Origin of the sequence: Corallococcus sp. bb12-1 (assembly GCF_026626765.1) — a bacterium.
Taxonomy (GTDB): domain Bacteria; phylum Myxococcota; class Myxococcia; order Myxococcales; family Myxococcaceae; genus Corallococcus; species Corallococcus terminator.
Genome location: NZ_JAPNJZ010000028.1, coordinates 72,187 through 97,486 on the forward strand (window position 1 = coordinate 72,187; position 25,300 = coordinate 97,486).

Genomic DNA, 25,300 nt, shown 5'->3' on the forward strand with positions numbered 1-25,300 from the left:
TCCTGAACATCGCCGCGCCGCGATGGCGCAGGAGGACCGCCCCATGCCAAGCGTGCTCGTCATCGACGATGACCTCTTCGTCCTCGCGACCGTGGGGGACGTCCTGCGCAGCGCGGGCTACACGGTGCTGACGGTGCAGTCACCCGCCGAGGCGTTCCACCTGGACCTGTCCGGCATCTCCGCCATCCTGTGCGACTACAACATGCCGGAGATGAACGGCTCCGACGTGCTCGTCGCCATGCGCGAGCTGCAGGAGATCCAGGCGCCGTTCATCTTCCTCACCGGGCACTCGGACCTGGATGACCTCATCCCCGTGGCCATCCGCTACGGCGCGGAGCTGCTGCCCAAGCCGGTGGACCCCGCGGAGCTGACGCGGCTGTTGCGCAAGCAGATCGCCGCGTGAGCCGGGAGGCCTGTGTCGGCGGCCCGCCTCAGCCCAGTTCGGTGAGCAGGGCTTCGGCCTGCGCGCGCCAATCCGCTTCCAGCCCTGGATGGCGCAGCAGCGCGACCAGCCGTTCCCGCGCTGACTCCGGAGCCCCCAGCCGGGCCTCCACGCGGGCCAGGGACAGCACGGGTTCCGGCCGTTGGGGCGCGCGGTGGTGGGCCTCCGCCAGCAATGCCCTCGCGGGCAGCGCGGCCTCCGGGGGACCCTCCTCCACCTGACGCAGCAGCAAGAGGGCCTGTCGCCACGGCGGCATCCAGTCGTCCGGGGACAGGCGCACGGCCTCGCGCCACGCGGCGAGCGCGCGCTCCACCTCCGGGGGCTCCCGCGCCTCGAACACCAGCGCCTCCACGGAGCGACTGAGCCCGGTGGACATGCCTCGCGCTTCCAGTTGGTGGCACAGCTCCAGCGCCTCCAGGAAGCGCCGCTCCGTCACGCGCAGGCGGGCCAGGTGCCCCAGCGCCGCCACGCCTTCGGGCTCCACGCGCACCCGGGCCTCCGCCGCGGACACCGCGCCCCGCACGTTGCCGCGCGCCAGCCGCACATCCGCCAGCGCCTTGAGCAGGCCCACGTCGTCCGGCACCGCCTTCTGCCCCTGGCGCAGCAGGTCCTCCGCCGCCTCCAGTTGCCCACCGGCCTCCAGCGCGCGCGCGAACACGAGGTAGCTGGGCGCGTGCCAGGGATCCAGCCGCAGCGACAGCTCCAGGTGCGCGAAGGCCTCCTCCAGGCGATCCAACAGGAAGAGCACGCGGGCCAGCTGGAAGTGGTGCAGCGCCACGCGGGGCTCCAGCGAGACGGCGTGCGCGAGCGCGGAGTGCGCGGCCGCCGCGTCGCCCTGCTCCACGCGCACGTAGCCCAGGCCGAAGAAGGCCTCCGTGGGCGGCGCTGGCTCCGCGACGAGCGCGCGGTAGAGCTCCAGCGCCTGAGACCATTCGCCGCGCCGCGTGTGCAGCGCCGCGCTCACGAGCCGCGACTCGCGCTCTTCGCCCGCGCCGGCCCGGGTGACGCCCAGGAGCAGCGATTCCGCGAGGGCCTCCTCGCCGTCGACGAGCGCCAGACGGGCCAACGTGAGCATCGCCCGCCAGTCCCCGGCGTCGCGCTCATGCGCCCGCGTGGCCTCGCGGCGGGCCCCCTCCAGGTCACCTGCCTTGAACAGGGATTCGTAGCGTGGAACCGGGCTCAGGACAGACGCTCCCCATGGAGGATGGGCACTGCTCGAAAAGCTAATCAGGGATGCCTGTCCGCGCCGCACGGCACAGTCAGGAAGAGGAGGGCTTTCGGGGAACCGCGCCCCGCGCGAGTCCTACCGGGCCCCCAGGTTAGCAGACAAGCAGGCGACACTCCCGATCCGGTCCCCAGACCCTGGCGGGCCTGCGTCCCCGCGCCCCATGCTCTACGGAGCCCCGAGGAGCGTGGATCGCTCGGCGCATCCGCGACCGTGGAGCGGTGCGAGTCGGGCCGCCGTGCCCACCGGGCTTGCCCATCGCACAGGCTTCGTGTTCCCCCTGGAGGGGTGCGACTCAAGGTGCTCACCCTCAACGTGGCGCACGGCGCGCCCTTCGCCGTGCCGATGCCCTTCCTGCGCCGGAGGACGGCCTTGCTGGGCACGCTGGACGCGGTGGCGGCGCTGCTCCTGCGGGAGGCCGCGGATGTGGTGGCGTTGCAGGAGGCGGACCGCGCCAGCCTCTTCAGCGGGAGGGTGGACCAGGTGGAGCGCATCGCCGCGCGGGCCGGCCACGCGCACGTGCACCACGGCGTGCACTCGGGGGTGCCGGGGCTGTTCGCGCAGGGCACCGCGCTCCTGTCCCACCACAGGTTGGAAGCGCGCGAAGCGGCGCACTTCGGCCGCGACCGGCGCGTGGACAAGGGCTACGTCGTCGCCACGCTCGCGACGGAGGACGTGCCTGGAATCGACGTCGTGTCGCTGCACCTGGATCCGTTCTCCGCCGCCGTGCGCCAGCGACAGGTGGACCGGCTCATCCAGGCCCTGAGGCAACGGCCCGAGCGACCCCGCATCGTGCTGGGTGACTTCAACGCGGAGGGTGCGGCGGGTGATGGCCCCGTGGCGCGTCTGTGCACCGCGCTGGGGCTCCACACGCCGAGCGAGGGCGAGCCCACGTATCCGGTGCCTCACGCACGCCAGCGGCTGGACTGGGTGCTGGCGTCGTCCACACTGCGCTTCACCCGGTACGCGCGCCTGCCGGACGCCATCTCCGACCACCACGCGGTGGTGGCCGAGCTGACGGAGGCCGACCGTTGAAGCACGCTCAGCCGAGCACGGCGACCAGTTGCCGGCACTGCGCGAGCAGCGTGCCGTCCTGCGCCCAGAGCAGCTGGGACTCCTCGGTGTAGCCCTCGGCGGCCTGACGGGAGCGGCCGGTGCGCAGGTACTGCGTGTCCGGCGCGAGCCGCGTGAGGGGAAACGGCTGGAAGAACTGCACGGTGAAGTCCACCGTGGCGGCGGCGCGGAAGCCGTCCACGTGCGACAGCACCGACGGCGGATACGCATCCATCAAGCCCACGCACAGGGAGGCATCCAGCACCGTGGGGTCGCGCGGCCGCAGCCAGCCCCCCACCTCCGCCTCCGCCGCGCCCGAATACGGCGGTGAGCCCACGCAGTAGCGGTACTCGAAGAAGCGGCAGAAGTCCGGCATGGGCACGTCATCCGGGACGGGCGTGAGCGTCTCCGGCGCCGGAACATCCGGCATGACGAAGTCCAGGTAGCCCGGAGCCCCACCGCGCGCGGCGCCAAAGGTGGCCGTGGCCACGGCCACCACCACGCCCCCGCTCTCCACCCGCGCGGTGGCATGCGTGACGAGCTTGCCGGCGCGCTCCAGGCGGGTGTGCACGTCCGCCACGCCCTCCACCGCGGGCGAGCAGAAGTGCACGGTGAGCGAACGCACCGGACGCTTCGCGTCGTTCAGGTGGTGCTCCAACGCGCGCATCACCTGCCCCGCCACCACGCCCCCGTAGGCGCCCCGGCCCTGATACCAGGCGGCCTCGTAGCGCGAGCTGTAGTGCCCGGGGGCGAGCGGTTCGACGAGGGTGGCGGCGAGGAAGGCGGCGGTCATGATGCACCGCATCCTAGCCGCATCACCCCTGATAGGCCTCGTCCTGTTCGATGCGGCTGAGCACCCAGTCGAACTCTCCGGACGTCACCCGCGCCTGGCAGTGCGTGCAGTGGCCCGCCATGTTGATGGACAGCGGGGCACCGCACGACGGGCACTGCTTCTTCGTGTCCGCGATGCCCTTCACTCCGCGTCCGCGGATGAGCGTCCAGTACTCGCTGTAGGCCCGCTCCTTCGAACGGCTGCCCCCGACGACCTTTTCGTCCTGGACGCGCACCGTGAAGTCCGTGCTGATGGCGTGCACGCGCAGGGTGACGGCGTCGTAGTACGCATCCCGCGTCACCCGCGCGAGCGTCAGCTTCGTGATGCGCGCGTTCTCCGTGATGTTGCGCAGGCCTGCCTGACGGTAGGCGTTGATCCAATACAGCTGCGTCTGGAAGAGGTTGTCGCTGAGGAAGGGCCGCATGCCCTGCCACTCACGCTTCGACCACGCCGTCTGCATCTCGTGGAAGATGAACTCCAGGCGGCGGCGCAGGCCCACCGCGGTGACGTTCGGATCCTCCTGGGTGAGCGCCGTCAGCGCCTCCTGCGCCTTGGGGTCGCGCAGGGTGGGCAGCTCCGTGCCCTGCTCCTCGGTGGTGCCGGTGAGCTGGGGCCCGCGCCGCTCGCGCTCCAGTGACACCACGGTGGTCACCACCCAGTCGAACTCACCGGTGTTCACCACCGTGTTGCAGTACGAGCACAGGTGCCCGTGCACCGCGTCCAGCGGCGCGCCGCAGTTCGGGCACTTGAAGATGCGCGCCTCTTCCGGGGGACGCGAGCGCACGGAGGTGGAGCGCTCCAACACCCACGCCTCGTGCACGTAGAAGCTCTGCTCGGTGCCGGAGACCTCCGTGTAGTTGGCCTCGAAGTGCAGGGCCACGCTGACGCGCGGGCTGCCCGACTCCACGCCGGACACCTCGTGGTACGTCATGGCGCCCACCACCACGGCGTTCACCTGACTGGGAGTTCCCAACCCCCGGAGCGCACCGATGGCTTCGTCGGACAGGTAGGCACTCAAGGTGTCCAGGCGGTCCGCGCCGCGCGCCTCGTGCACCTTCGCGAAGAGCGAGGAGGCGAAGTCCTCGAAGAGGACGATGGAGAAGTCCGGATCCAGCGGCCGCACCTGCCCATCCGGGCCGCGCGAGCCCAGGCGGCCCAGCCCCGCGAGTTTCGAGCGCAGCGATATCTGACGCCGGGTCGGCGGAGGCCCATGGGGCGCGGAGGTGCTCCAGTCGCGCGACTTCTTCCGGAGGTCGTTGCTCCCCTGGGCCACGGCGACGAACACCAGCACCCCGACGAGGCCCAGGATGAGACAGACGCTCAGGCCGCCACCGCCACCGCCGCTGCTCCGGGACGAGGAGCCCGAACTCCCGTAGTAGGTGGATGAACCGCGGCTGCCGGAGCTGTAGGAGGACCGGCTGCTGGAGGAACTCCGGCTGCTCGATGAACCGCGGCTGCTCGACGAGCCCCGGTAGGAGCTGCCGCCACCGGGGCGCGCCTCGGACTCAGGCAGGGCGGCGAGGCCCAGCCCCAGGAACAGCGCGACCGCGAGGAGGAAGGATTTCGAGCCCCTCACGCCACCACCCCGGGCATGTCCGGCAGCTCGTTGACGTCGTCTTCCATGCGCGGCAGCACGCGCGCCAGCGGCGCCTGGACGCGGCGCAGGGCCTGGAAGAAGGGCTCGGGCGAGGGGGACGCGACCAGCGCGGCGGAGAGCGCGGCGAGGGCCTCCTGCCACTCCGTGCCCAGCGCGGCGGAGTCCACGCCGTAGTCCGCGACCACCTCCACCCGGCGCTCCAGCAGGGAGACGAACACGAGGATGCCGGTGCGCCGCGACGTACGCGACACGCCCAGTTCGGTGAAGGCGGCCCGCGCGGTGGTGCGCACGGCCTCCTCCTGGAGCTTGCGCGAAGTGAGCGCGCGGCGCAGCGGAGGAAGGCCCCGGCTGGCCAGCGTGCCGGCGAAGAAGGCGAGCAGCACCACCGGAGGGAAGACGGCGAGGTGGATCTCCTGCGGGACGAACAGGAGCACCATCAACACGACGAACGCGAGGCCCGCGCCCACCCGGGCATCGGTATGGGCGTAGTGCCCGGAGGCGGAGCGCACGGCCACCACGACCTCGGCGGACGTCTGCGTTTCAATGGCCGCCACGGCTTCGGCGGCCTGCGTCCGGGCGGCATCTTCGAGGAACGTCGTGGCCATGATGGGCCGGCACTATAGCCAACCCTCCGACGTCCCGGTCCTACCCGGGCAGTCGCCAGTCGATGGAGTGCTGGCCCCGAGCCTCGAGCGCGGCGTTGGTTTCGCTGAAGGGCTTGCTTCCGAAGAACCCCTTGCTGGCGGACAGGGGTGAAGGGTGGGTGCCCTCCATGACGACGTGCCGCTTCGCATCGATGAGCGACTTCTTCTTCTGGGCGGGCTTGCCCCAGAGGAGGAACACGACGGGGTCGGGCTTCTCGCTCACGGCGCGGATGACGGCGTCGGTGAACTGTTCCCAGCCATGTTTCGCGTGGCTGTTGGGTTCGGCCTGGCGGACGGTGAGCACGGTGTTGAGCAGGAGCACGCCCTGCTTCGCCCACGGGATGAGCGACCCGTCGCGAGGCTTGGGGGCGCCCACGTCGCTCTGGAGTTCCTTGAACATGTTCACGAGCGAGGGCGGAGGGGGCACGCCGGGCTGGACGGAGAAGGCCAGTCCATGGGCCTGCTTCGGGCCGTGGTAGGGGTCCTGGCCCAGCAGCAGCACGCGCACGTCGGCGTAGGGCGTGAGGCGGAACGCGGAGAACATGTCCGCCTCCGACGGGAACACGGTGTGCTCGGCGCGTTGCTCCCGGAGGAAGCGCTCCAGCTCCTTGAACGACGGCGCGTGGATGGCGTCCTGCAGCACCTGCTTCCAGTCTTCGGGCAATCCGTCCGCAAGCATCGTTGTGAGCCTCCCAGAACCCCCACCCTACCCCGCCCCCCAGACACAGGGGCCGCCGAGATGGCGCCAGGGTGCCGTACGGCGGACATCACGGCGGGGACGGGGACGACCGTCAGGGAGAAGGAACAGGGGGTGGGCGCGTCCCCGCGTCCAGCCACTGCGAGGGGAGCGCAGGATGCGATTCGCCCCAGGAGGTGTCCCCCACGGGGATGGACGTGTCCGAGGGAGCATCAAGGGTGCCCGCATCGGGGTTGCCGGGAACGGTCGTGCCGTCGGGTTCGCCGTCATGGAGGCTGCGCAGGATTCGGCTCTCGGAAATCCTGACCGCGTAGGTGGCGCCGCCATCCAGCAGGCGTGGGCCTGGAGTACAGGCACGAGGATCCGCGTCGATGCGGACGAAGGCGATGTCTCCTTCGCGGAGGATCCGGAAGCGGTAGGACTCCCGCCGGTTCCAGCACGACCGCCCTTCGTGTTCCCGGGGAAGGAACGCATCGGCCGCGAGGACCACTGCGCGAAGCAGGGCTCCGTCCAGTGCGTACATCTGTCCCGGCGCGTCGGTGGACAGCCCAGTCCGCGCGGAGAAGTCCGGGAAGACGATGGACCGGTCCTCTACCCACGAGGGCTCGGGCGAAGCGCCCTGGCGCCGCATGCACCCGACGAAGAGCACCATTCCCACAAGCAGCAGGCATCTCATGGTCCCGTCCTCCTCACACAAGGCCCCCATGATTCTGGAGCGCTGACAGGAAAGCGAGCAGGCAGTCAGGTCGGGTGCTTGGGGCCTGGGCCCAGCCGCGCTAGCCTTGCTCCCGCCATGACGATGTACACCGAGTCGCTCCGCGCCTTCCTCAAGCCCGTCCTGCCCTACCTGGACGACGAGTCGGTGTCGGAAATCATGATCAACGGCCCCACCGACGTGTGGATCGAACGCAAGGGCCGCCTGAGCAAGACGGATGCCTTCTTCTCCGAGGAAGGCCTGATTGGTGCCGCGCGCAACATGGCCCAGTTCGTCGGCCGCCCGCTCACCGACGAGCGCCCCCGCCTGGACGCGCGCCTCCCGGATGGCAGCCGTATCCACGTGGTGATTCCGCCCATCGCGCGCAACGGCACCACCATCTCCATCCGCAAGTTCTTCAAGGACAAGCTCAGCATCGACTCGCTGATGAAGTTCAAGTCGCTCACCAAGCCCATGGCGCGACTCATCGAGGCGGGCATCGCCACCAAGCTCAACATGCTGGTGGCCGGCGGCACCGGCTCCGGCAAGACGACGCTGCTCAACATCGTCTCGTCCCTCATCCCCGACGAGGAGCGCATCCTCACCATCGAGGACTCCGCCGAGCTCCAGCTCAACCAGTCCCACATCGTGGCCTTCGAATCCCGCCCTCCCGACAAGTTCGGCAAGGGCGGCGTGGACATGGGAGACCTGCTGCACTCCGCGCTGCGTCTGCGCCCGGACCGCATCGTGGTCGGCGAGGTCCGCGGCGGCGAGGCCTTCTACCTGATGCAGGCCATGAACACCGGCCACGGCGGTTCGCTGGCCACCACGCACGCGAACACGCCCACGGACACGCTGCGCCGCATTGAATCCCTGTGCCTCATGTCGCCCGTGGATTTGCCCATGGTCGCCGTGCGCGCCCAGGTGGCCAGCGCCATCAACTTCGTCATCTGCTGCGAGCGCCTCCACGACGGCAGCCGAAAGACCATCGCCCTGTCGGAGGTGCTCCCCCTCACGGAGAAGGGCGAGTACCGCACCCAGGACATCTTCGTCTTCACGCCCGTCTGCAAGGACGAGCACGGCCACATCCTGGGCTACCACGCGCCCACCGGCATCATCCCCAACTTCATCAACAAGGCGCGCGCGTACGGCTTCGAGGACCTGGACGACGCATTCTTCGACCCGGCCACCTACGGCGTGCCGGCCCCGCCCAACTTCCAGGTCGGCGAGGCGTACACCCTGCGCTGGGCCCCCTCGCTGAAGCACCGCGAGCAGGGCCTCCCGGATCCTGCGCACTTCAAGGAGGAGTGGAGCCGCTTCGAAGAGTTGCTCAAGAACGCCGGTCCGGACGGCCCCAGCTCCAGTTCCCCTGCCGCCAAGCCCGCCGCCGCCCCCGTGCAGGTGCAGGTGCCCGCCAAGGCGGCCCTCCCGCCTCCCGCCGCGAAGCCCGCCGCCCCGGCGCTGAAGCCCGCGCTGCCGCCCCGCCCGCCGCCGCCCGCCACGGACGACGACAAGACGCCGCCCCCCACGCGCAACCCGTTCGCCGGGGACGCGGACAGCGCCTCCGAGCCGCTGGTGCAGGTGGCCGACGACCTGATGGCGGTGCAGATTCCTCCCCGGAGCACCACCCCTCCGCCGCGACGTCCGCCGCCGTCACCCGCGAGGTCCGTCCCGTCTACGTCCAACAACGTGCGCGCGGCCGCGGCGCCGCCGCGCCGTCCGCCGGGGCCTCCTCCCCCGCCCGACGACGAGGACGACGACGAACGGGGGCAGAGCACGGAGATGAACACGTCGGAGAAGACGCAGATCCGTCCAGCGCCCGAACGTCCGCGCCGGTAGGACCGTCCCCATGGCGCGATGGGGACCCTCCAGGTCCCCTGGGCCGGGGTGACGTGATGCATCCGCGCGGGACGCCCGACGCCGGACATCCCGGTCGTCCCCAGGTGGGTGGGGCCCTGTCCCACCCCGTGGCTTCTCCACGGCTTCCACGAAGCGGGACCTTGCGACGCGGTCGGCTCGGGGAGAAAGTGGCCCCGTGTTGATCCCCTTCCTCGCCGCGCTCACCCTGGTGGTCGCCCAGGCGCCCGCGACCACCTCCTCCGCGAAGCCCCTCACCGTCTTGCTGGCACCGACGGACGTGGCGCGTGGCACGCCCCGCTACCTCATCGGAACCGCCCAGGAGCACGTGGCCGAACAGCTCAAGGCCCGGGGCCTGGAGGTGATCCGCGTGGAGGATGTGACGCGCACGCTGCCCAAGAAGAAGCGCGCCGCGATGATGCGCTGCAACCGCACGCAGCCCTCCTGCATCGCGTCGCTGGGCACGGCGGCGAAGACGGACGTGGTGATGGTGACGGAGGTGGGTCCCTACCTCAACGCGTACAAGGCGGGCGTGCGCGTGTACACGGCCCAGGACGGCGCGCCGCTCGTCGAACAGTCGGTGCCGGGCGTCACCGAGGACCAGGTGTTGGACGCGCTCACGAAGTCCCTCGACGTGGTGGTGCCGCGCACGCTGCGGGTGCTGCGCCCGGAGCCGGTGGTGCCGCCGCCGACCGTGGTGGTGCAGCAGCCCACGGTGACGCCGGGAGAGAAGCAGCCGGTGACGCCGGGCGTGGAGCCGCCCACGCGGGTGGACCTGAGCGACTCGCCCAAGGTGGAGACGCCGGGGCGGCGCAAGTGGGCGTGGGTGCCGGCGGCGGGTGGCGTGGTGCTCGCGGGCGTGGGCACGGTGTTCCTGGTGCAGTCGCGCAGCAAGTTCACCGACCTGGACAAGAACGAGTTCCCGACGGTGGCCGACGCGGATGCGGTGCGGGACTCCGGCAAGCGTTCGCAGACGATTGGCATGGTGGGCATTGGCGTGGGCGCGGCGGCGGTGGTGACGGGCGCGCTGATGTACTTCCTGCCGTCGAAGCAGACTTCCGTTCAGCCGTCCGTGACGCTCACGCCCCAGGGCGGTGGACTTAGCGTCGCCGGGACGTGGCAGTGAGTTCGGGGAGAACCATGCGGAACATCTGGAAGGTCGGAGCGCTGGGCGCGGTGTTCGGTGCGGTGCTCAGCGTGGGCGGATGCCAGGACTTCGACGCGGCCTATGAGAAGTGCGTCGCCGAGGGCCGCTGCGGGCCGGATGGGGGCAGCGCGGAGGGCGACGGTGGAGGTAGGGATGCTGGGCCGGATTGCATTCCCAGCTCGATCCCGGACCAGCCCGATGATCAGGGCATCGACTCCGACTGCGATGGCGTGGACGGCGTCGCGGACGCGGGCTACTTCGTGGATCCCGCCTCCGGCAACGACACCACCGGCGACGGTTCCCGGGAGCGCCCTTTCGGGACGCTCGCCCATGCGCTGGAGCAGGTGCGCACCGGCAACTCGGGACGCACCGCCATCTATCTTGCGCGCGGCACCTACAACGAGGCCTCCACGGAGGTGGCGGTAGCGGTCTCGCTCCATGGCGGATATGCCCGGCGCGGCACCAGCGGCGATTGGGGTCGCTTCACCGACGGCGGCACGCTCATTGACGGCGGCCCGCTGGCCTTCACCATCCGCGACCTCCCCGATGCGAGCGTCCTGCTGGATGGCCTCCACATCTCCTCCAACGACGCGCCCCAGGGCCAGCCCTCCATCGCCCTTCGAGCGATCCACCTCGCGGACCTGTTCCTTCACAACACCGTCGTGGAAGCGGGCAGGGGTGGCCGTGGAACAAACGGCTCCGCGGGTGACCCGGGTGCGCAGGGCGCCGCGGGTGAGGATGGAGGATCCGCGAACACCACCACGGGAGGTTCGCGGGGGCGCGGAGGAACCAGCAGTTGTTCCGTGAGTGGCTCGGGCGCCGGCGGTGGTGGAGGACGTGGCGTCACCAGCACTGCTGGCGAAACCGGTCTGACGGGAGCGGGGGGAACCCTTGGCGGAGGCGGCGGTTCAGCTGCGGGTTTCACCCAGACGCCTTCCACCAATATCTATATCTGCGCGGGAACCGAGGGGATCCTGGGTGGGGCAGGCCAGGCAGGTGACGCAGGCTTCCCAGGCGATGCGGGCACCGGGACCGGGCTGCTGAACGCAGACGCGGGAGTCTGGGAGATTCAGCCGGCGCAATCGGGAGCCCCAGGGCTGGCGGGCGTCATCGGAGCGGGCGGTGGCGGTGGTGGCAGTGGGGGCGCATGCTCAGACCCCGACCTCGACCCCGGTCAGCGCGCGGGTTCGGGTGCTGGCGGCGGCGGTGGCAGTGGAGGCTGCGGTGGCATGCCGGGCGGTGGCGGTAGCGGCGGCGGCGCGTCCATCGCGCTGCTGCTCATCGACGCTCACGCCGTGGTGGGAAACAACTCCCACCTGACGACCCGCGGGGGTGGTCAGGGCGGTGAAGGCGGACAGGGTGGCCCTGGCGGGGCAGGAGGCGGAGGCGGTGACGCCGGGACCGGCGCCAACATCGGGCCTTTCAACAAGGCTTCGCCCGCGCCCGCGGGGCAGTACACGACCTATGGTGGCGCCGGTGGGCCTGGAGGTCGGGGCGGCACGGGAGGTACGGGAGGTCCGGGAGGTGGTGGCGCTGGCGGCCCCTCCGTCGGAGTCTGGTGCAGCCTGGACGCAGGCATCACCCTCGAGGATGGCGGCTTCGTCACCCCCGCCGACGGTGGCAGGGGCGGCGAGAGCAGCGGCAATCCGGGAGAGCAGGGCGCCCAGAGTCAGTACATCGATTGCGTCATCACCGACGCCGGGACGCCCTGACGCACCCGCACCGCCCGCTGCCCAACAGCAGCGGGCGTGAAAGCGCGACCCCAGGGCGAGTGCCTGTCTGCTCGCCCTCCGTGCTCCCGGCCCCTGCTTCGCTTCCTGGGATTTCACCTGTTACGCTCCCCCGTGGTGGAGATGTCTTCCGAGCTGATCTGCGAAACCTGTGGCCTCACCGTTCCGTCCGACACGGCGGTGTGCCCTCGTGATGGCACCGTCGTGCTGTCGTCGTTCCAACCGACTCCGCCGGAACCGAAGGTCATCGTGGAGCACCAGGGCACCGAAGCCACCGCCATCACCGACCCCCTCATCGGCCTGAAGCTGGGCGAGTACGAGCTGCGCTCCCGCATCGGCGTGGGCGGCATGGGGCTCGTCTACGACGGCATCCAGCCCCTCATCGGAAAGCGCGTCGCGGTGAAGGTGCTGCGCCCGGAGCTGGCGCACTCCTCCGAACAGGTGGCCCGCCTCCTCGCGGAAGCGCGCGCCGTCAACGCCATCCGGCACCGCGGCATCATCGACATCTTCGGCTTCGGCCAGCTCCCCGACGGGCGTCAGTACATCGTCATGGAGTACCTGGACGGCCAGCCGCTCGACGCCATCCTCGCGGAGAAGGGCCGCATCCCCGTCGGTGAGGCGCTGGCGCTCCTGGAAGAAGTGCTGGCCGCCCTGGCCGCCGCGCACGGTGCCGGCGTCGTGCACCGCGACCTGAAGCCCAGCAACATCTTCCTCGTCCGCCAGCCGGACGGCACGCGCTACGTGAAGCTGCTGGACTTCGGGCTCGCCAAGCGCGGCGAAGGCCCCACCGGACGCACCGCGCAGACGCGCACCGACATGGTCGTCGGCACGCCGGAGTACATGGCGCCGGAGCAGGCCCGGGGCCAGTCCGTGGGTCCCATGACGGACCTGTATGCCATGGGCGTCGTCACCTTCGAGATCATCACCGGCCGGCTGCCCTTCATCGGCAGCTCGCCCGTGGACCTCCTGATGAAGCACGTGGAGGCGCGCCCACCCCGGCCGTCGGAGTTCGTCTCCGACCTGCCGCCCGCCGTGGACGCCTTCATCCTGCAGATGCTCACCAAGGACCCGGAGACGCGCCCCAACTCCGCGGACGTCCTGCGCCAGCACCTGTCCAAGCTGCGCCGCACCCTCCGGGCCACCCGCACCAACCCCACCGCGCCCGCGCCCACCGAGGAGTCCGCCCCCAAGGCCAGCGCCGCCAGCGACGCGGAAGCGCGCCGCCCCACCACCCAGGTTCCCGCGCCGGTTCCCAACGAGTGGGTCGTGCCCCAGGAAGACGGGTCCCGCTCACCGCGACGCTTCGTGCCCGCCGCCATTGGCACGGCCGTGCTCCTCGCCGCCGTGGGCGTGGTCATCGCCACGCGCGGGCCCGAGGTCAAACCTCCGGCGGCCGTCGTCGTGGCCACCCCGCCGCCAGCGCCGAAGCTCATCCCCCCGCCACCTCCGCCTGAAGTCGTCGCGGCGCCCGTGGTGGAGACGCCTCCGCCGCCCGTGGTGGAAGAGCCGCCGGTGAAGGTGAGCGCGCCCGTCGTGAAGACCGCGACGACGAAGACCGTCCGGGAGGACACCTCCGCCTCCGCTCCGAGCAAGCGTCCGGACTCGTTGTCCGAGAAGGCCCTCAAGGCGCAGCTCCTCAAGCTCTCGGAGGACATCGAGGCCAGTCCCCTGTACGCCAACGACAAGCGTCACAAGGGCTTGTCCCGGCAGACCGCGCTCAACACCGTGAACCGTCTCATCACCCGCCTGGAGAGCGCGGAGGGCGCGCAGGAGCGCGCGCTCATCCTCGAAGACCTCCGCGATTGGCGGGCGACCTACCTCAAGTAGTCGCCGCGTCCGCCCTGCCCGGCCCCACCTCCGTGACCACCGCCCCCGGAGGTGCGGCGTTGAGGCACGGGCGACGCGACGGCTACTTCGCCGACAGGCACGCCACCGGCTGGGCGATGGCGTTGCGCGCGCGCTCCTCGCTCACCAGCGAATACCCCGCCAGGTCCTGCAACAACATGTCCCTGTTCTGCCGGATGAGGCTCGAGTTCTTGCACTTCTTCAGGTCGCCATAGAAGCCGTAGGGAGGCAGCGCGAGCTGCAGCTCCGCCAGTTCGGACAGTTGCAGCTCCGCCAGCTCGCGGCCGAAGAGCTTGCGCGACGCATCCTCCACGCCGACGACGCCGCGCTCGAAGCGCAGGATGGACAGCTCGTAGGCGATGAGCTGGTCCTTCTGGAAGAAGGCGTGCAGCCGGTGCGCCGCCACCGACAGCTGCAGCGTGCCTTCGATGCCCACCTCGCGCGCGATGCGCATCGCCAGCCGCCGCTCGCAGGCGCCGTCGCCCGGAGGCGATGTCCCGAACGTCACGCCCGCGAACAGGCGCCACGCCCACGCGCGTCCATCCTCGCGCGGCGTCTGGAAGTACGTGGGGCACTCCATCTGCCGGATGTAGAGCGCCACCAGGTCCTTGGGCATCCGCGAGAAGTCGGGCCGCGAGAAGGCCACCCGCGCGCGCTCGCTGCCGCCCTGGTCCATGCGGCCGACGAGCACGCTCATGCGGTCGCCTTCGATGCGGTGGCGCAGCTGGCTCTCGACGTCGAACTCGCTCTCCAGACGCGGCAGCTTGCTGGCCGTGTACAGGTACGTGAGCGGAATCACCACGCCGGCCAGGCCGACCAGGAACATGAACAGCCAGAAGACGGTCTTCACACCCCCGACTCTACCCAGGGTGGGCACATGACAGAAGGTCCGGTTAGAAAGGTCCCATGAGCGACTGGCACACCGCCACCGTCGGCGCCCGCGCCCCCGCGGCGGATGGCCTCACCGACCTGGTGCTCGACCTCCGGGGCACGGCCCTCATGGGCACCCATGCCCACCCCGGGCAGTACGTGCGCCTGCGCCTCCCAGGACAGGAGCCGGGCATGTTCGCCATCGCCTCGCCGCCCGCCCCCCACGGCACGCACTGGGAGTTCCTCCTCAAGCACGACGGGGCCCTGCCCTCCGCGCTCCTGCGCCTGCCCGTGGGCACGCCCGTGGAGGTGTCGCGTCCGGAAGGTCCGGGCTTCCCCATGGAGAAGGCGCGCGGCCATGACCTGCTGCTGTTCGCCAGCGGCTCCGGCATCTCCGCCATCCGCCCCGTCATCGCCAGCCTGCACCAGGAGCGCCGCGCGTATGGCCGGGTGACGCTGTACTTCGGCGCGCGCACGCCAGGCAGCTTCGCCTACGCGAGGGAGCTGGAGCGGTGGCAGGCGGACGACGTGCGCGTGGTGCGCACCGTGAGCCAGCCCGGGGTCAGCGGCTGGGAGGGGCTCACCGGCTACGTGCAGGCCCACCTGGGCGAGGAGCCGCTGGAGAACGCCGTCGCCTTCGTGTGCGGACAGGCGGAGATGGTACAGGACGTGATGGCCGAACTGCGCCAGCGCGGCGTTCCTCAGAGCGCCGTGTTCCTCAACTACTGAGCCTTCGTCGTCGCGGGGGCCGGTGCGGCCACGCGCGTCTCCACATCCGGAGACGCGTAGTGCACGCCGACCACCAGGGCCGCCGGGTCGCTCTCCTGGCTGCCGGTGACCTTCTGCGGCGTCCACGCGGCCACGCCCACCTGGCGCCCGTCCGGGGCGAAGCGCACGCGGCGCACGGACCAGCCGAACTCCAACGTGCCCTTCGGCAACGGTTCGGCTTCGGTGAAGAGCCGCACGGTCTTGTCCCAACCGCCCGACGCCAGCGACCGGCCATCCGGAGAGATGGCCGCGGAGGACACCACGCCTTGGTGCACGTCCCACTTGCGCAGCACCTTGCCGGAGCCCGCGTCCACCAGCGCGGCCGCGTTCCACGGCCCCTGCGGGTCTTCCAGGCCCTTGCGCTCGCGCTCGTACACCTTGCGGTTGCGCTCCGCCTTCTCCTGGCTGAAGGCCACGCCCAGTCGCTGGCCGCGCGCATCCACGGTGACGTCGTTGACGTGCGCCGGGAAGGTGAAGTCCGCCTTCGGCGTCAGCCCCCGCGCCAACACCGGGGCTGTCCCCTCCGGCGCGCCGCCCTTGAGCGTGAGCACCGCCTCCGCCGTCGTCTCGTCGAAGACCGTGTCCACGCGGTCGCTGAACGGCGTGCCCAGCACGCCCTGGCTGCCCTGGGGCACGCACGCGTCACACACCGCGACGTCCATGCCCGTCAGCGCGAGCGCCTTGAAGCGCAGCGTCTGCCCCCGCGCCAGCCGCGCCACGGTGTTGCCCAGCGCGCCCGGCACGGTGACGGTGTCCTTCAGGAACGCCACGTCGATGCCGGACGCCGTGGCCGCCGCCGTGGTGAGCACCACCACCGGCGAGCGCGAGTCCAACGCCAGCACCACCGGCGGTCCACCATTGAGGTTGCCCTGCACCGCCGCGAAGCCGCTGCGCCGCTCGAAGTGCGTGCGCGCCACGTCCGGACGCAGGGACTGCTCCGGCGTGTCCGACGCGCGCACGTGGCCGTCCCAACCGCCCGAATACAGCGTTCCGTCCGGCGCGAACGCCAGCGCGCTCACCGGCCCCGTGTGCAGCCGCGACTCCGCGCCGAACGCCAGCCCTGGCACCGACAGCACCGTCACCAGGCCCTGCGCGCTGCCCACCGACAGCCACCGGCCATCCGGGTGGAAGGCCACCGACACCAGCGGTTCCTCGGTGGCGAGCGCGCCCTTCGGCTCACCCGTCGCCGCGTCGAACAACCGCACCGAGCCGCTGCGACTCACCGTGACCACGAGCGCGCCATCCGGAGAGAAGGCCACGCCTTCCAGGTCGTACTGCTGCGCGTTGACCTCCGGATCCGCCAACAGCACCGGGGCCTGGGCCTCCGCGCTCCCGGGCTTCGCGGCGCCAGCGTCCAGCGCCCAGACGGAGACGTGGTACGCCTTGAGCCCCAGGCGCGTGTACGCCACGCGGCCTCCCCGGGGCGCGAAGTCCAGCGCCCAGATGAAGTCCTTGCGGTTGAGGACGGAGGGCTGCGTGTCGAAGCCCTCCACCGGCCCCGCGAGGTAGCCGCCCGGCGTCGCGTCCAGCCGCGTCCGTGTGTCCGGCGAGAGCCCCGCACGGGCGTGCCCGCAGCCGACGAGGCACAGGACGCCCGCGAGGACGAAGCCCCCGGCGCGCACGCTCATGAACCCGAGCCGCGGACGGCGGCCTTTTCCTTGTCGACGTTGATCTCGTTGACGCCCTTGTTGTCCACCGACAGCAGGAACAACTGCTTGTCCGCTTCACGCTTGTCGTTGAACGACGTGCGTCCGGTGGCCCCGTCGAAGTCCTTCAGTCCCGCCAGGGCCTCGCGCATCGCCGCGCGCGAGTTGGGGCGCTGCTTGTCCAGCACCTGCCGCACCATGCGCGCCGAGTCGTAGCCGATGGCCTCCAGCAGGCCGGGGTCCCGACCGCCTTCCTTGTAGGCCTCGCGGTAGGACTTCACGAACTTCTGCGTGGCCGGACGCTGCGAGTCCACGAAGAAGCCGTCCACGTACACCGAGCAGGTGACGAACTTGCCGCCGCGCTCCAGCAGCTCCGGCAGGCCCGAGCGGCCCTTGGGGCTGCTCCACTGGTTGGTGCCGAAGAGCGTGACGGTCTTCAGGTCCTTCTTGCCCGTCGTCTTGCGGATGCGCTCCAGGTCGCGCGGGTCGCACGCGTTGGTGACGATGTCCTCCACCGCGAGCGCGGGCGTCACCAGGCTCACCCGGCGCCAGTCGTCCGGGATGAAGAGACCCTCGAAGTCCACGATGGGCTCCACGCCACTGCGCGCCTTCTCCATCGCCTTGCGGCGACGGTACGCGTCCGTGATGTTCTCACCCTGCACGTCGCGCACGGCCTCCGCCCAGTCGCCGCGGTCCTCCAGGTAGTAGCGCCCCACCAGCCGCTTGGCCTCGCTGGTGAACGTCGTCTGGTCGTACGAGTACGCCTCCGCGCCGCGCACCGCGCCGCCACGGGCGACGACTTCGTCCCAGAACTCGTTCGCCAGCTCCACTCCGTAAGGGATGTTCGGGTAGAGCACCGCGAACTTCTTGTAGCCCTTCACGTTCATCGCGTAGTCCGCGATGGCGCGCGCCTGCGCGGAGTTCGTCAGCATGTTGCGGAAGACATACGGGCCAATGTCCGTGATGCCTTCCTGGCGGCTCAGCGTCAGCAGCGGCACCTGGAGTTCCTCGGCGAGCAGCGCCGCGCGCTTGGTGTCGTCCACCAGCAGCGGTCCCAGCGCCGCGATGGCGCCGTCGTCGAACGCGAGCTGCTCCATCGCCTGGCCCGTCTTGTTGACGTCGCCCTGCGTGTCCTTCACCACCAGCTCCACGTCGCTGCCCTGGAGCGCCAGCTTCACGCCGCGCAGCACGGCCTCACCGATGGGCTGGTAGCGGCCCGTCATGGGCAGGAGCACCGCCACGGTGCGCGGACGCACCTCCACGCGGCGGGTGGCGCGCGCCAGCAGGTCCCTGGCCTGAGGCGCGAAGCTGCTGTCCGGGGCATCGCGCAGGAAGCGCTGGAGGGTCTCCTCCAGGCGGGTCCAGTCGCGCAGGTGGTAGTAGATGCGCGCCAGCTTGAACTGGAGCACCGGCCACGCGGGGTTGGAGGGGGACAGGCCTTCCTGCGTGCGCGCGATGTCGATGAAGTCCGCGCGGCCCTCCACCAGCTTCTCCACCTTCGCCACGGCGGCGGCCCGGTCCTCCTGGGTCTGCGCATCGCCGGCTTCCTTCACCGCCGTGGTCAGCGCCTGCGAGTACAGGCCCGCGCCTTCCGCCGCGCGCGCCGCCTCCCGGAGGAGCTGTTCCTTCTTCTCGCCTTCCGCGCGCTCGGCCAGGCTGGTGAGGGTCTGGTACGCGTCGCGGTAGGCGCCCACCTCCATCGCGGAGAGGGCCAGCTTGTGCTTGGCGTCCTCGGCCTGGTCGTAGAGGGGGTTCTCGAAGATGAGTTCGTTGAAGGTCTTGCGCGCGTTGGCGTAGTCCTTCGCCTCGAAGTAGAGGACGCCCGCGTTGTAGAGCGCGTCCTGGCCGGCGGTGGTGGCCGGGTAGGCCTTGCGCACGGACAGGTAGGCTTCCGCGGCCTTCTTCTTGTCCGGCTGGGCCTGGGCTTCCGCGCGGGCCTGGGCGAGCGCGGCGTTCGCGGTCGCGTCCTGCTTCACCTCCACGCGGGGGCGGCTGGAGGGTTCGCCGTCGGGCGTGTCCCGTCCATCCGTCCGCGAGGGCGCCTTGGGACAGGCGGTCAACAACAGGGCCAGCGCGACGACGAGCGCGCGGCGCGATGCGGAGAGGACTTCCATGGCGAGGTGCATAGCAGCGCGGGTGCGGCTCCGTCGACACTTGAGCGGAGGGATGATTCCCCTGGAACGTCCGCTTCAGTGCACCCGCCATGCCCGCGCGCATCCCCCGAGTGAAACCGGGGGGAAATCCCGCGCGCCCTGCCCCCGCCCGTGGCCTCCGGACCGCACCCTGGCGCGGTCCGGAACGCACGCCTGCCGGACGACCTAGCCGAACAGCTCCTTCACCTTGTCGAAGAAGGTCTTCGACTGCGGATGGGTCTCCTCGCCGGACACCTCCGCGAAGCGCTCCAGCAGTTCGCGCTGCTTGGAGGACAGCTCCGTGGGCGTTTCGATGATGACGCGCACGTGCTGATCCCCGCGCTGCTGGCTGTGCAGGTGCGGGATGCCCTTGCCGCGCAGCCGGAACACCTTGCCGGACTGGGTGCCCTGCGGAATGGTCATCTTCACCTTGCCGTCCAACGTCGGCACGTCGATCTTCGCGCCCAGCGCCGCCTGCGTGAAGGACACCGGCACCTCGCAGAAGACCTCGTACTCCTCGCGCTGGAACAGCGGGTGCTCGCGCACGATGACCGTCACGTACAGGTCGCCCGCGGGCCCGCCCCGGTCCCCCGGTTCGCCCATGCCGCCCAGCCGCACGCGCGTGCCGTTGTCCACGCCGCCGGGGATGGCGACCTCGATGACCTCTTCGGACGGAATCTTCCCGCTGCCCCGGCACTTCGCGCACGGATCCGGGATGGTCGCGCCCGTGCCGCCGCAGTCGCCGCAGGGACGGGACACCGCGAAGAAGCCCTGCGTGTAGCGCAGCTCTCCGCTGCCGCCGCACGCCGAGCACTGCCGGGGGGCCGCGCCGCTCTTGCTGCCGGAGCCCGTGCAGGTGTCGCACTTCTTGGGACGGGGAATGGTCACCTTCGGACGGCAGCCGAACGCCGCTTCCTCGAAGGAGATCTCCAGGTTGTAGCGCAGATCCGCGCCCCGGCTCGTCTGCCGCCGGCCCCGGCCGCCGCCACCCCCGAAGATGTCTCCGAAGATCTCCCCGAAGATGTCGTTGATGTTGACGCCCTGGAACCCGCCGCCCGCGTCCCCGAAGGGGTTGCCCGCGTGGCCGAAGCGGTCGTACTTCGTGCGGCGCTCCGGATCGCTCAGGACCTCGTAGGCTTCCGAGGCCTCCTTGAACTTGTCCTCGGCCTCCACGTTCCCGGGGTTCCGGTCCGGGTGGAACTGCAAGGCGACCTTGCGGAATGCGCTCTTCAAATCCTGCGCGTTGACGGTCTTCTGGACGCCCAGGACCTCGTAGTAGTCGCGCTTCTGCCCCGTGGCCGCTGCCATCGAATCGAACCCCTGGAAATTGCTGGCGTTTCTACGCTGCGTTGGAAGTCAGAGTCACTATAACGCAGCGAAACACGCCAGCAATCCAGGCCCGAAACCCACCCCGGTCCGTACGGCCGGGCACCTTGTCCCTACACGGTCCAGACGCGGTTGACCGTCAGCTCCATGCGGGAGAGCCGGCGCTTGAGCGCTGGATCCACGGGGCCCTGGGCGGACCACTTGGGGACCACGAAGTGCAGCTCCGCGTTGTAGAGCTTGGCGGCGCTCGCCAGCAGGCTCCAGCGGTTCTCCGCGGTCGGATCATCCACCATGCCCGGCGTGACGATTTCCAGGATGATGGGCGTGCGCGCCGAATCAGACTGGCGGCAGGTGAAGTCCGGCCGGTGATCCTCGATGGTGCCGGAGAGCACGGGTGGCGGCATGAAGCCGGGGAGCCGGGCCTTGATGTCCGAGTAGCCGATGGTCCGGAAGTACTCGGCCATGAGCCACAGCAGGCGACGGCGTTCTTCATCGTCCACGACCGACTCGCAGCCGGGATTCATCAGGACTTCTTTTTCGGAATTGGTTTCCATGGCGCCTCTCAAGCTGTCCGCATGTGTGGGATGCGGCAACGCAGCCGGGCAGAGGCGCCCCCTGGCCGGCCGTGGAGCAGACGGGCATGCACGTCCGCTTCCCACTTCCCTTTCACTTGGACGTCACCGTCGACTCGGTGACACAGTGCGCCCCCTCTCGTGGCCCCCCGTCCCTCCGCGCACGTCTACCGCCGGCTCCTGGGCTACCTGCTCCCCTACCGCCGACTGCTGCTCGCGGGCTCGCTGGCCTCGCTCACCGCCGCGGCCGCCACCGCCGCGTATGCCTGGATCGTCGGGCCCCTGCTTCGCGCCGTCCTGACCGGCGCACCCGTCTCCGTGGCGGGGATGACCCTGTCGCCAGAGGCCCTGCTGTCCCGCCTGCCCCTGCTCGTCGTCGCGGTGGCATTGGTGAAGGCCACCGCCCAGTTCCTCCAGGGAGGCCTGATGCAGCGGCTGGGCCAGAGGGTGATGGCGGACCTTCGGGGCTTCCTCTATGGCCGCCTGCTCGCCCAGCCTCCCGCGTTCTTCGAACAACGTCACTCGGGAGAACTGGTGGCACGCTTCACCTCGGATGTACCGCTGGTGGAGTTCTCCGTCACCCAGGCGCTGTCATCGTACGTCAGGGATGGGCTTCAAATCTGCGCACTGCTGGCGACGTGCTTCCTCATCGACGCGAAACTTTTTCTCTTCACCTTCGTCGTCGTGCCGGTGACCGTGCTGCCGGTCAACCGCTTTGCCCGCTCGCTCAAGAAGGTCGCGACGCGTTCGCAGGCGAGCCTGGGCGCGCTCAGCGCGATCACCGCTGAACAGCTCCAGAACCTGCCCGTGGTGCAGGCCTACGGCACGGTGCCCCGCGCGCTGGAGTCCTTTGACCAGGAAGCCGACGCGTACCTGGGCGAGATGCGCCGCTCGCTCTTCATCCGGGGTGCCTTCAGTCCCACGGTGGAGCTGTTGGGCATCGTGGGCGTGGCGTTCGCGGTGGCCTGGGGCGCGCGAGCGGTGTCCGTGGATCCAACGCTCGCCGGACGGCTGCTCTCCTTCATGGCGGCGGCGCTCCTGCTCTACCAGCCGGTGAAGTCGCTGAGCGGCACGCTGTCCCAGGTGCTCACGGGCCTGGCGGCGGCGGAGCGGCTGTTCGCGCTCGCGGATTCTCCCGTGCCTCCGGACGTGGGCGATGACGCCCGGCCGCTCTCCCGCGCCCTGGTGCTGAAGGGCGTGCGCGCCACCTACGCGGATGGCCGCGAGGCGCTCAAGGGCGTGGACCTCACGGTGCCCGCGGGCGCGCGCGTGGCGCTGGTGGGGCCTTCTGGCGCGGGCAAGACGACCCTCTTCTCCGTGCTGCTGGGCTTCCTGCCCCCGAGCGGAGGCGAGGTGCTTTGGGACGGCGTGCCCCTCTCCTCGCTCAAGTCCTCCAGCGTGCGGGGGCAACTGGCGTGGGTGCCCCAGGAGCCGGTGCTCTTCTCCGGCACCGTGCGCCACAACCTGCTGCTGGGCCAGCCGGACGCGACGGACGACGCGCTGTGGGAAGCGCTGCGGCTGGCGCACGCGGAGGACTTCGTGCGCGCCCTGCCCGGCGGCCTGGACGAAGCCGTGGGCGAGCGAGGCGGCCGGCTCTCCGGTGGCCAGCGCCAGCGCATCGCCCTGGCGCGGGCCTTCCTGTGCCGCCCGTCGCTGCTGCTCCTGGATGAGCCCACCAGCGCCCTGGATGCCACCAGCGAGGCGGCGGTGGGCGCCGGGCTCGCGGCGCTGATGAAGGGCCGCACGGTGCTCGTCATCGCCCACCGGCTGGCCACCGTGCGCGACGCGGACCTCATCGCCGTGGTGGAGGGCGGACGGGTGGTGGAGTCCGGCACCCACGCGGAGCTGCTCGCGCTGCGCGGCCGCTATGCCCGACTCCTGGGCGAAGGCGCCGTCGCCGCCTGAACAGCGCGCTGGCCCTCCGGGATGACTTCCCGGCCGCATCCCCGCACGACTGTTCACTCCCCCGCCCTGACGGCCTCTCCTGCACCCGAGGGCAACCTGCTCTGGACCCCAGGGGCCCCCAGGTGCGGGACCCTGGGCCGCGTGCCCACCTGCCCCCGCCCCGGCATGGCGCACGGCCTTGCACGGGTGGGCATGCCCTGCCAGCCTGCGGCGCCGTCCCATGTCTCCGCCGCCGACCCGCGAACGAGAGCCGCTGTCCCTCAACGCGCTCCTGCTGGCCCCCTCGCTGCTCCTGGCCGCGGGCGCCTGCGTCGCGGTGGCCGCCCGGCACTTCGCCCTGGCCGCCGCCGCCACCGGCACCCTCGTGCTCGTCCCGCTCGTCTTCCGCCTGTGGACGCGCACCTGGTACCGGGGCCTCGTGCTGCGCGGCCTGGGCCTGTTCATCGCCGGCATGCACCTGCCCATGCTGGTGGGCGGCGCGCTCGCCTACGGGCGCATCGGCTGCGAACCCGCTGACTGCGGCCAGACACTCCTCCTGGGCATCGTCCTTGCTCCCGTGGCCGGCGCCGTCTGCAGTGTCGTGTACTGGCTCGTGGGTCGTCCTCCCGTCTGAATTACCAGGAATAGCCCGGGACCCTATTCTTACGGGAAATGCTTGTTCCAGTCAGACCACACCTCGCGCCCGGCTTGTTCGTGGCGCTGGCAGTTCCCGCCACGGTGTGCGTGCTTGGCTGCACGCTGCCCGTCCTGCTGGGAGGCCCGGGCCTCCTGAGCGTGGTGACCTCCGCGGGTCCCTTCGCGCTGCTGGTGGGCCTGGCGCTGGTGGTGGAGGTGCCGCTGCTCACCGTGGCGGCGGGCTCCACCCTGCTGGGCCGGGCGGTGCCGCTCGCGGTGATGGTAGGCATGGCGACGGTGCCCTGGACGCTGGGGCTGCTGGGCACGGAGGTGCTGCTGGAGCGGATGCACGCGGCGCTGCCGCTGGTGCGCGCGGGGGACGCGGGCGTCGCGCTGACGGCGGGCATGGGCAAGGCGATGGCGCCCCGGCTCCTGGGCGCGTGGACGAGCGCGGTGCTGCTGGGTTCGCTGTCGGTGGCGCTGGCCGTGGCGCGCTTCAGCCGCGCGAGCATCCCCCGAGGCACCCGAAGGGGACTGCTGCTGGCGAGCCTGGTGTCGGCGGCGCTCGCGGGCATGGCGGCGGTGGGCGCGATGGAGGCGCACCACCTCTTCACGCTCCTGTCCCGGCTGTCGCGGGCGCCGGGGTCGCTGCGGCCGGACCTGATGGCGGAGGGCATGGCGCAGGCGGCGCGGCTGCGCACGGTGCGCTGGAGCTGCCTGGGTTGCCTGTCGGTGCTGGCCTTCACCTGGCTGACGTACCGCGCCCGCGAGGCCCGGCGCGCACGCACGTTGGAGTGGGCCGGCGGGTTCGTGCTCACCATCGCGGTGGGCGGCCTGCTGGTGCTGGACGCGCACCCGCTGCACACCACGCTGGGCCCGGAGCGCGTCACCACCGGCCACCGCAACTCCGGACCGGTGCCCACCGACGCGGACGTGACCCACTTGAGGAACGGGCGCTCGCCCGTGCGACTCAGCCTCCCCGAACCAGCACGAACAGCATGACGATGGCCACCAGCACCGCCACACCGAAGACGGACAGCAGCACCAGCCCTTCCGAGCGGCGCACCACCGGGGGCAGGACTTCGTTGGGCAGCGCCTCGCCGTAGCGCAGCACCACTTCCGGCTCCGCCGGTTCCGGCGATGCCCGGGGCTCTGGATCCAGCGCGGCGGGAGCGACTTCCCTCTCCGGCGGAATCACCTTCGCGACGGTGGCGCTTCCAAAAGGCTCCTGCGCCACGACGCTGGACATCTCCAGGCCCTCGCGCGCCAGCGCCAGCACGCGCTGCATGTGGAGGATGTACCGGTCCTGACCTTCGTACGTGGCCAGCGCCTGCGCCGCGCGCACCAGCCGGTGGGGCACGAGCTCCGGATCCGCGCGCACTTCGGTGGACACCGGGGGACGCCGCGCCTCGCCCAGCTCCACGAGGCCGGTGCGCACGCCCTGGCCACTGGCCCAGATGCAGTGCTCGTCCAGCAGCGTGAGTTCCTGGCGCCGGACGCGGCCCTCGTCGTCGATGAGCGACAGCAGCTCCGCGCCCTGCGGGCTCAGGTGCCAGACGGTGCGCAGGCCGTTCTCACCCGGGGGGCCCTCCACCGCGCGCGCCCGATAGAGTTCCTGCATCGCGGACTTCAGGGTGTCGGGCGAGGTTTCCACGGCCATGAATGGCGCAGAGTAGGGGCGCCCGGTCGGAAACGGAAGCCAG

General features: G+C 71.0%; 22 protein-coding genes. 10 read left to right on the forward strand and 12 right to left on the reverse strand.

Annotated features, from left to right (window positions below):
* Nucleotides 1-43: 43 nt before the first annotated feature.
* Nucleotides 44-403, forward strand: coding sequence for a response regulator (locus OV208_RS34195; protein ID WP_267578129.1), 360 nt, complete (start codon nucleotides 44-46; stop codon nucleotides 401-403).
* Nucleotides 404-431: 28 nt separating this feature from the next.
* Here the strand turns inward: OV208_RS34195 and OV208_RS34200 are convergent, their stop codons facing one another.
* Nucleotides 432-1,517, reverse strand: a complete 1,086-nt coding sequence (locus OV208_RS34200) for a tetratricopeptide repeat protein (RefSeq protein ID WP_267578130.1) — start codon at nucleotides 1,515-1,517, stop codon at nucleotides 432-434.
* 438 nt (nucleotides 1,518-1,955) lie between these two features.
* On the opposite strand from OV208_RS34200, the gene OV208_RS34205 reads away from it, so the two are divergent.
* Nucleotides 1,956-2,702, forward strand: a complete 747-nt coding sequence (locus OV208_RS34205) for an endonuclease/exonuclease/phosphatase family protein (protein ID WP_267578131.1) — start codon at nucleotides 1,956-1,958, stop codon at nucleotides 2,700-2,702.
* 7 nt (nucleotides 2,703-2,709) lie between these two features.
* Here the strand turns inward: OV208_RS34205 and OV208_RS34210 are convergent, their stop codons facing one another.
* From OV208_RS34210 to OV208_RS34230, 5 genes are all read right to left on the reverse strand, one after another.
* Nucleotides 2,710-3,513 carry a thioesterase family protein gene (locus OV208_RS34210; RefSeq protein WP_267578132.1) on the reverse strand — a complete coding sequence of 268 codons (804 nt, stop codon included), beginning with the start codon at nucleotides 3,511-3,513 and terminating at the stop codon, nucleotides 2,710-2,712.
* 22 nt (nucleotides 3,514-3,535) lie between these two features.
* Nucleotides 3,536-5,128, reverse strand: coding sequence for a TIM44-like domain-containing protein (locus OV208_RS34215; protein ID WP_267578133.1), 1,593 nt, complete (start codon nucleotides 5,126-5,128; stop codon nucleotides 3,536-3,538).
* Entirely contained in the window at nucleotides 5,125-5,754 is a 630-nt protein-coding gene (locus OV208_RS34220) for a hypothetical protein (RefSeq protein WP_267578134.1), read from the reverse strand. The genes OV208_RS34215 and OV208_RS34220 overlap by 4 nt, the downstream gene beginning before the upstream one ends.
* Nucleotides 5,755-5,794: 40 nt before the next feature.
* Nucleotides 5,795-6,472 carry a uracil-DNA glycosylase gene (locus OV208_RS34225; RefSeq protein ID WP_267578135.1) on the reverse strand — a complete coding sequence of 226 codons (678 nt, stop codon included), beginning with the start codon at nucleotides 6,470-6,472 and terminating at the stop codon, nucleotides 5,795-5,797.
* Between the two features lie 112 nt (nucleotides 6,473-6,584).
* Nucleotides 6,585-7,166 (reverse strand): hypothetical protein, encoded by a 582-nt coding sequence (locus OV208_RS34230; RefSeq protein WP_267578136.1) that lies wholly within the window; start codon nucleotides 7,164-7,166, stop codon nucleotides 6,585-6,587.
* 117 nt (nucleotides 7,167-7,283) lie between these two features.
* Here OV208_RS34230 and OV208_RS34235 point away from each other — a divergent pair, with 117 nt between their 5' ends.
* The 4 genes from OV208_RS34235 (at nucleotide 7,284) to OV208_RS34250 (ending at nucleotide 13,745) form a co-directional block, all read left to right on the forward strand.
* A complete protein-coding gene (locus OV208_RS34235; protein ID WP_267578137.1) occupies nucleotides 7,284-9,023 on the forward strand; it encodes a CpaF family protein in 1,740 nt (579 codons plus the stop codon).
* Between the two features lie 196 nt (nucleotides 9,024-9,219).
* Complete coding sequence (locus tag OV208_RS34240) at nucleotides 9,220-10,167, forward strand: hypothetical protein (RefSeq protein ID WP_267578138.1); 948 nt, start codon at nucleotides 9,220-9,222, stop codon at nucleotides 10,165-10,167.
* Nucleotides 10,168-10,181: 14 nt separating this feature from the next.
* Nucleotides 10,182-11,900, forward strand: a complete 1,719-nt coding sequence (locus tag OV208_RS34245; protein ID WP_267578139.1) for a hypothetical protein — start codon at nucleotides 10,182-10,184, stop codon at nucleotides 11,898-11,900.
* A gap of 141 nt (nucleotides 11,901-12,041) precedes the next feature.
* Entirely contained in the window at nucleotides 12,042-13,745 is a 1,704-nt protein-coding gene (locus tag OV208_RS34250) for a serine/threonine-protein kinase (RefSeq protein ID WP_267578140.1), read from the forward strand.
* An 82-nt stretch (nucleotides 13,746-13,827) separates the two neighbouring features.
* Here the strand turns inward: OV208_RS34250 and OV208_RS34255 are convergent, their stop codons facing one another.
* Nucleotides 13,828-14,613 (reverse strand): transglycosylase domain-containing protein, encoded by a 786-nt coding sequence (locus tag OV208_RS34255; protein WP_267578141.1) that lies wholly within the window; start codon nucleotides 14,611-14,613, stop codon nucleotides 13,828-13,830.
* A gap of 56 nt (nucleotides 14,614-14,669) precedes the next feature.
* Here OV208_RS34255 and OV208_RS34260 point away from each other — a divergent pair, with 56 nt between their 5' ends.
* The gene (locus tag OV208_RS34260) at nucleotides 14,670-15,362 is read left to right on the forward strand and encodes an NAD-binding oxidoreductase (protein ID WP_267578142.1); all 693 of its coding nucleotides are present in this window, start codon (nucleotides 14,670-14,672) and stop codon (nucleotides 15,360-15,362) included.
* Here OV208_RS34260 and OV208_RS34265 read toward each other — a convergent pair.
* The 4 genes from OV208_RS34265 to OV208_RS34280 all read right to left on the reverse strand — a co-directional run bounded on the left by OV208_RS34265 (nucleotide 15,356) and on the right by OV208_RS34280 (nucleotide 21,059).
* A complete protein-coding gene (locus OV208_RS34265; protein ID WP_267578143.1) occupies nucleotides 15,356-17,029 on the reverse strand; it encodes an aspartyl protease family protein in 1,674 nt (557 codons plus the stop codon). The genes OV208_RS34260 and OV208_RS34265 overlap by 7 nt on opposite strands.
* Nucleotides 17,026-19,161 (reverse strand): ABC transporter substrate-binding protein, encoded by a 2,136-nt coding sequence (locus OV208_RS34270; RefSeq protein ID WP_267578144.1) that lies wholly within the window; start codon nucleotides 19,159-19,161, stop codon nucleotides 17,026-17,028. Before OV208_RS34270 ends, OV208_RS34265 begins: the two co-directional genes overlap by 4 nt.
* Before the next feature lie 204 nt (nucleotides 19,162-19,365).
* Nucleotides 19,366-20,487 carry a molecular chaperone DnaJ gene (gene dnaJ, locus OV208_RS34275; RefSeq protein ID WP_267578145.1) on the reverse strand — a complete coding sequence of 374 codons (1,122 nt, stop codon included), beginning with the start codon at nucleotides 20,485-20,487 and terminating at the stop codon, nucleotides 19,366-19,368.
* Between the two features lie 131 nt (nucleotides 20,488-20,618).
* Nucleotides 20,619-21,059, reverse strand: coding sequence for a hypothetical protein (locus OV208_RS34280; RefSeq protein ID WP_120544762.1), 441 nt, complete (start codon nucleotides 21,057-21,059; stop codon nucleotides 20,619-20,621).
* Nucleotides 21,060-21,218: 159 nt separating this feature from the next.
* On the opposite strand from OV208_RS34280, the gene OV208_RS34285 reads away from it, so the two are divergent.
* From OV208_RS34285 to OV208_RS34295, 3 genes are all read left to right on the forward strand, one after another.
* A complete protein-coding gene (locus OV208_RS34285) occupies nucleotides 21,219-22,982 on the forward strand; it encodes an ABC transporter ATP-binding protein (RefSeq protein WP_267578146.1) in 1,764 nt (587 codons plus the stop codon).
* A gap of 220 nt (nucleotides 22,983-23,202) precedes the next feature.
* A complete protein-coding gene (locus OV208_RS34290; RefSeq protein ID WP_267578147.1) occupies nucleotides 23,203-23,595 on the forward strand; it encodes a hypothetical protein in 393 nt (130 codons plus the stop codon).
* Between the two features lie 80 nt (nucleotides 23,596-23,675).
* Complete coding sequence (locus tag OV208_RS34295; protein ID WP_267578148.1) at nucleotides 23,676-24,599, forward strand: hypothetical protein; 924 nt, start codon at nucleotides 23,676-23,678, stop codon at nucleotides 24,597-24,599.
* Here OV208_RS34295 and OV208_RS34300 read toward each other — a convergent pair.
* On the reverse strand, nucleotides 24,568-25,257 hold the full coding sequence (locus OV208_RS34300; protein WP_267578149.1) for a hypothetical protein: 690 nt from the start codon (nucleotides 25,255-25,257) through the stop codon (nucleotides 24,568-24,570). The two genes, OV208_RS34295 and OV208_RS34300, sit on opposite strands and share 32 nt — an antisense overlap.
* Nucleotides 25,258-25,300: the final 43 nt, after the last annotated feature.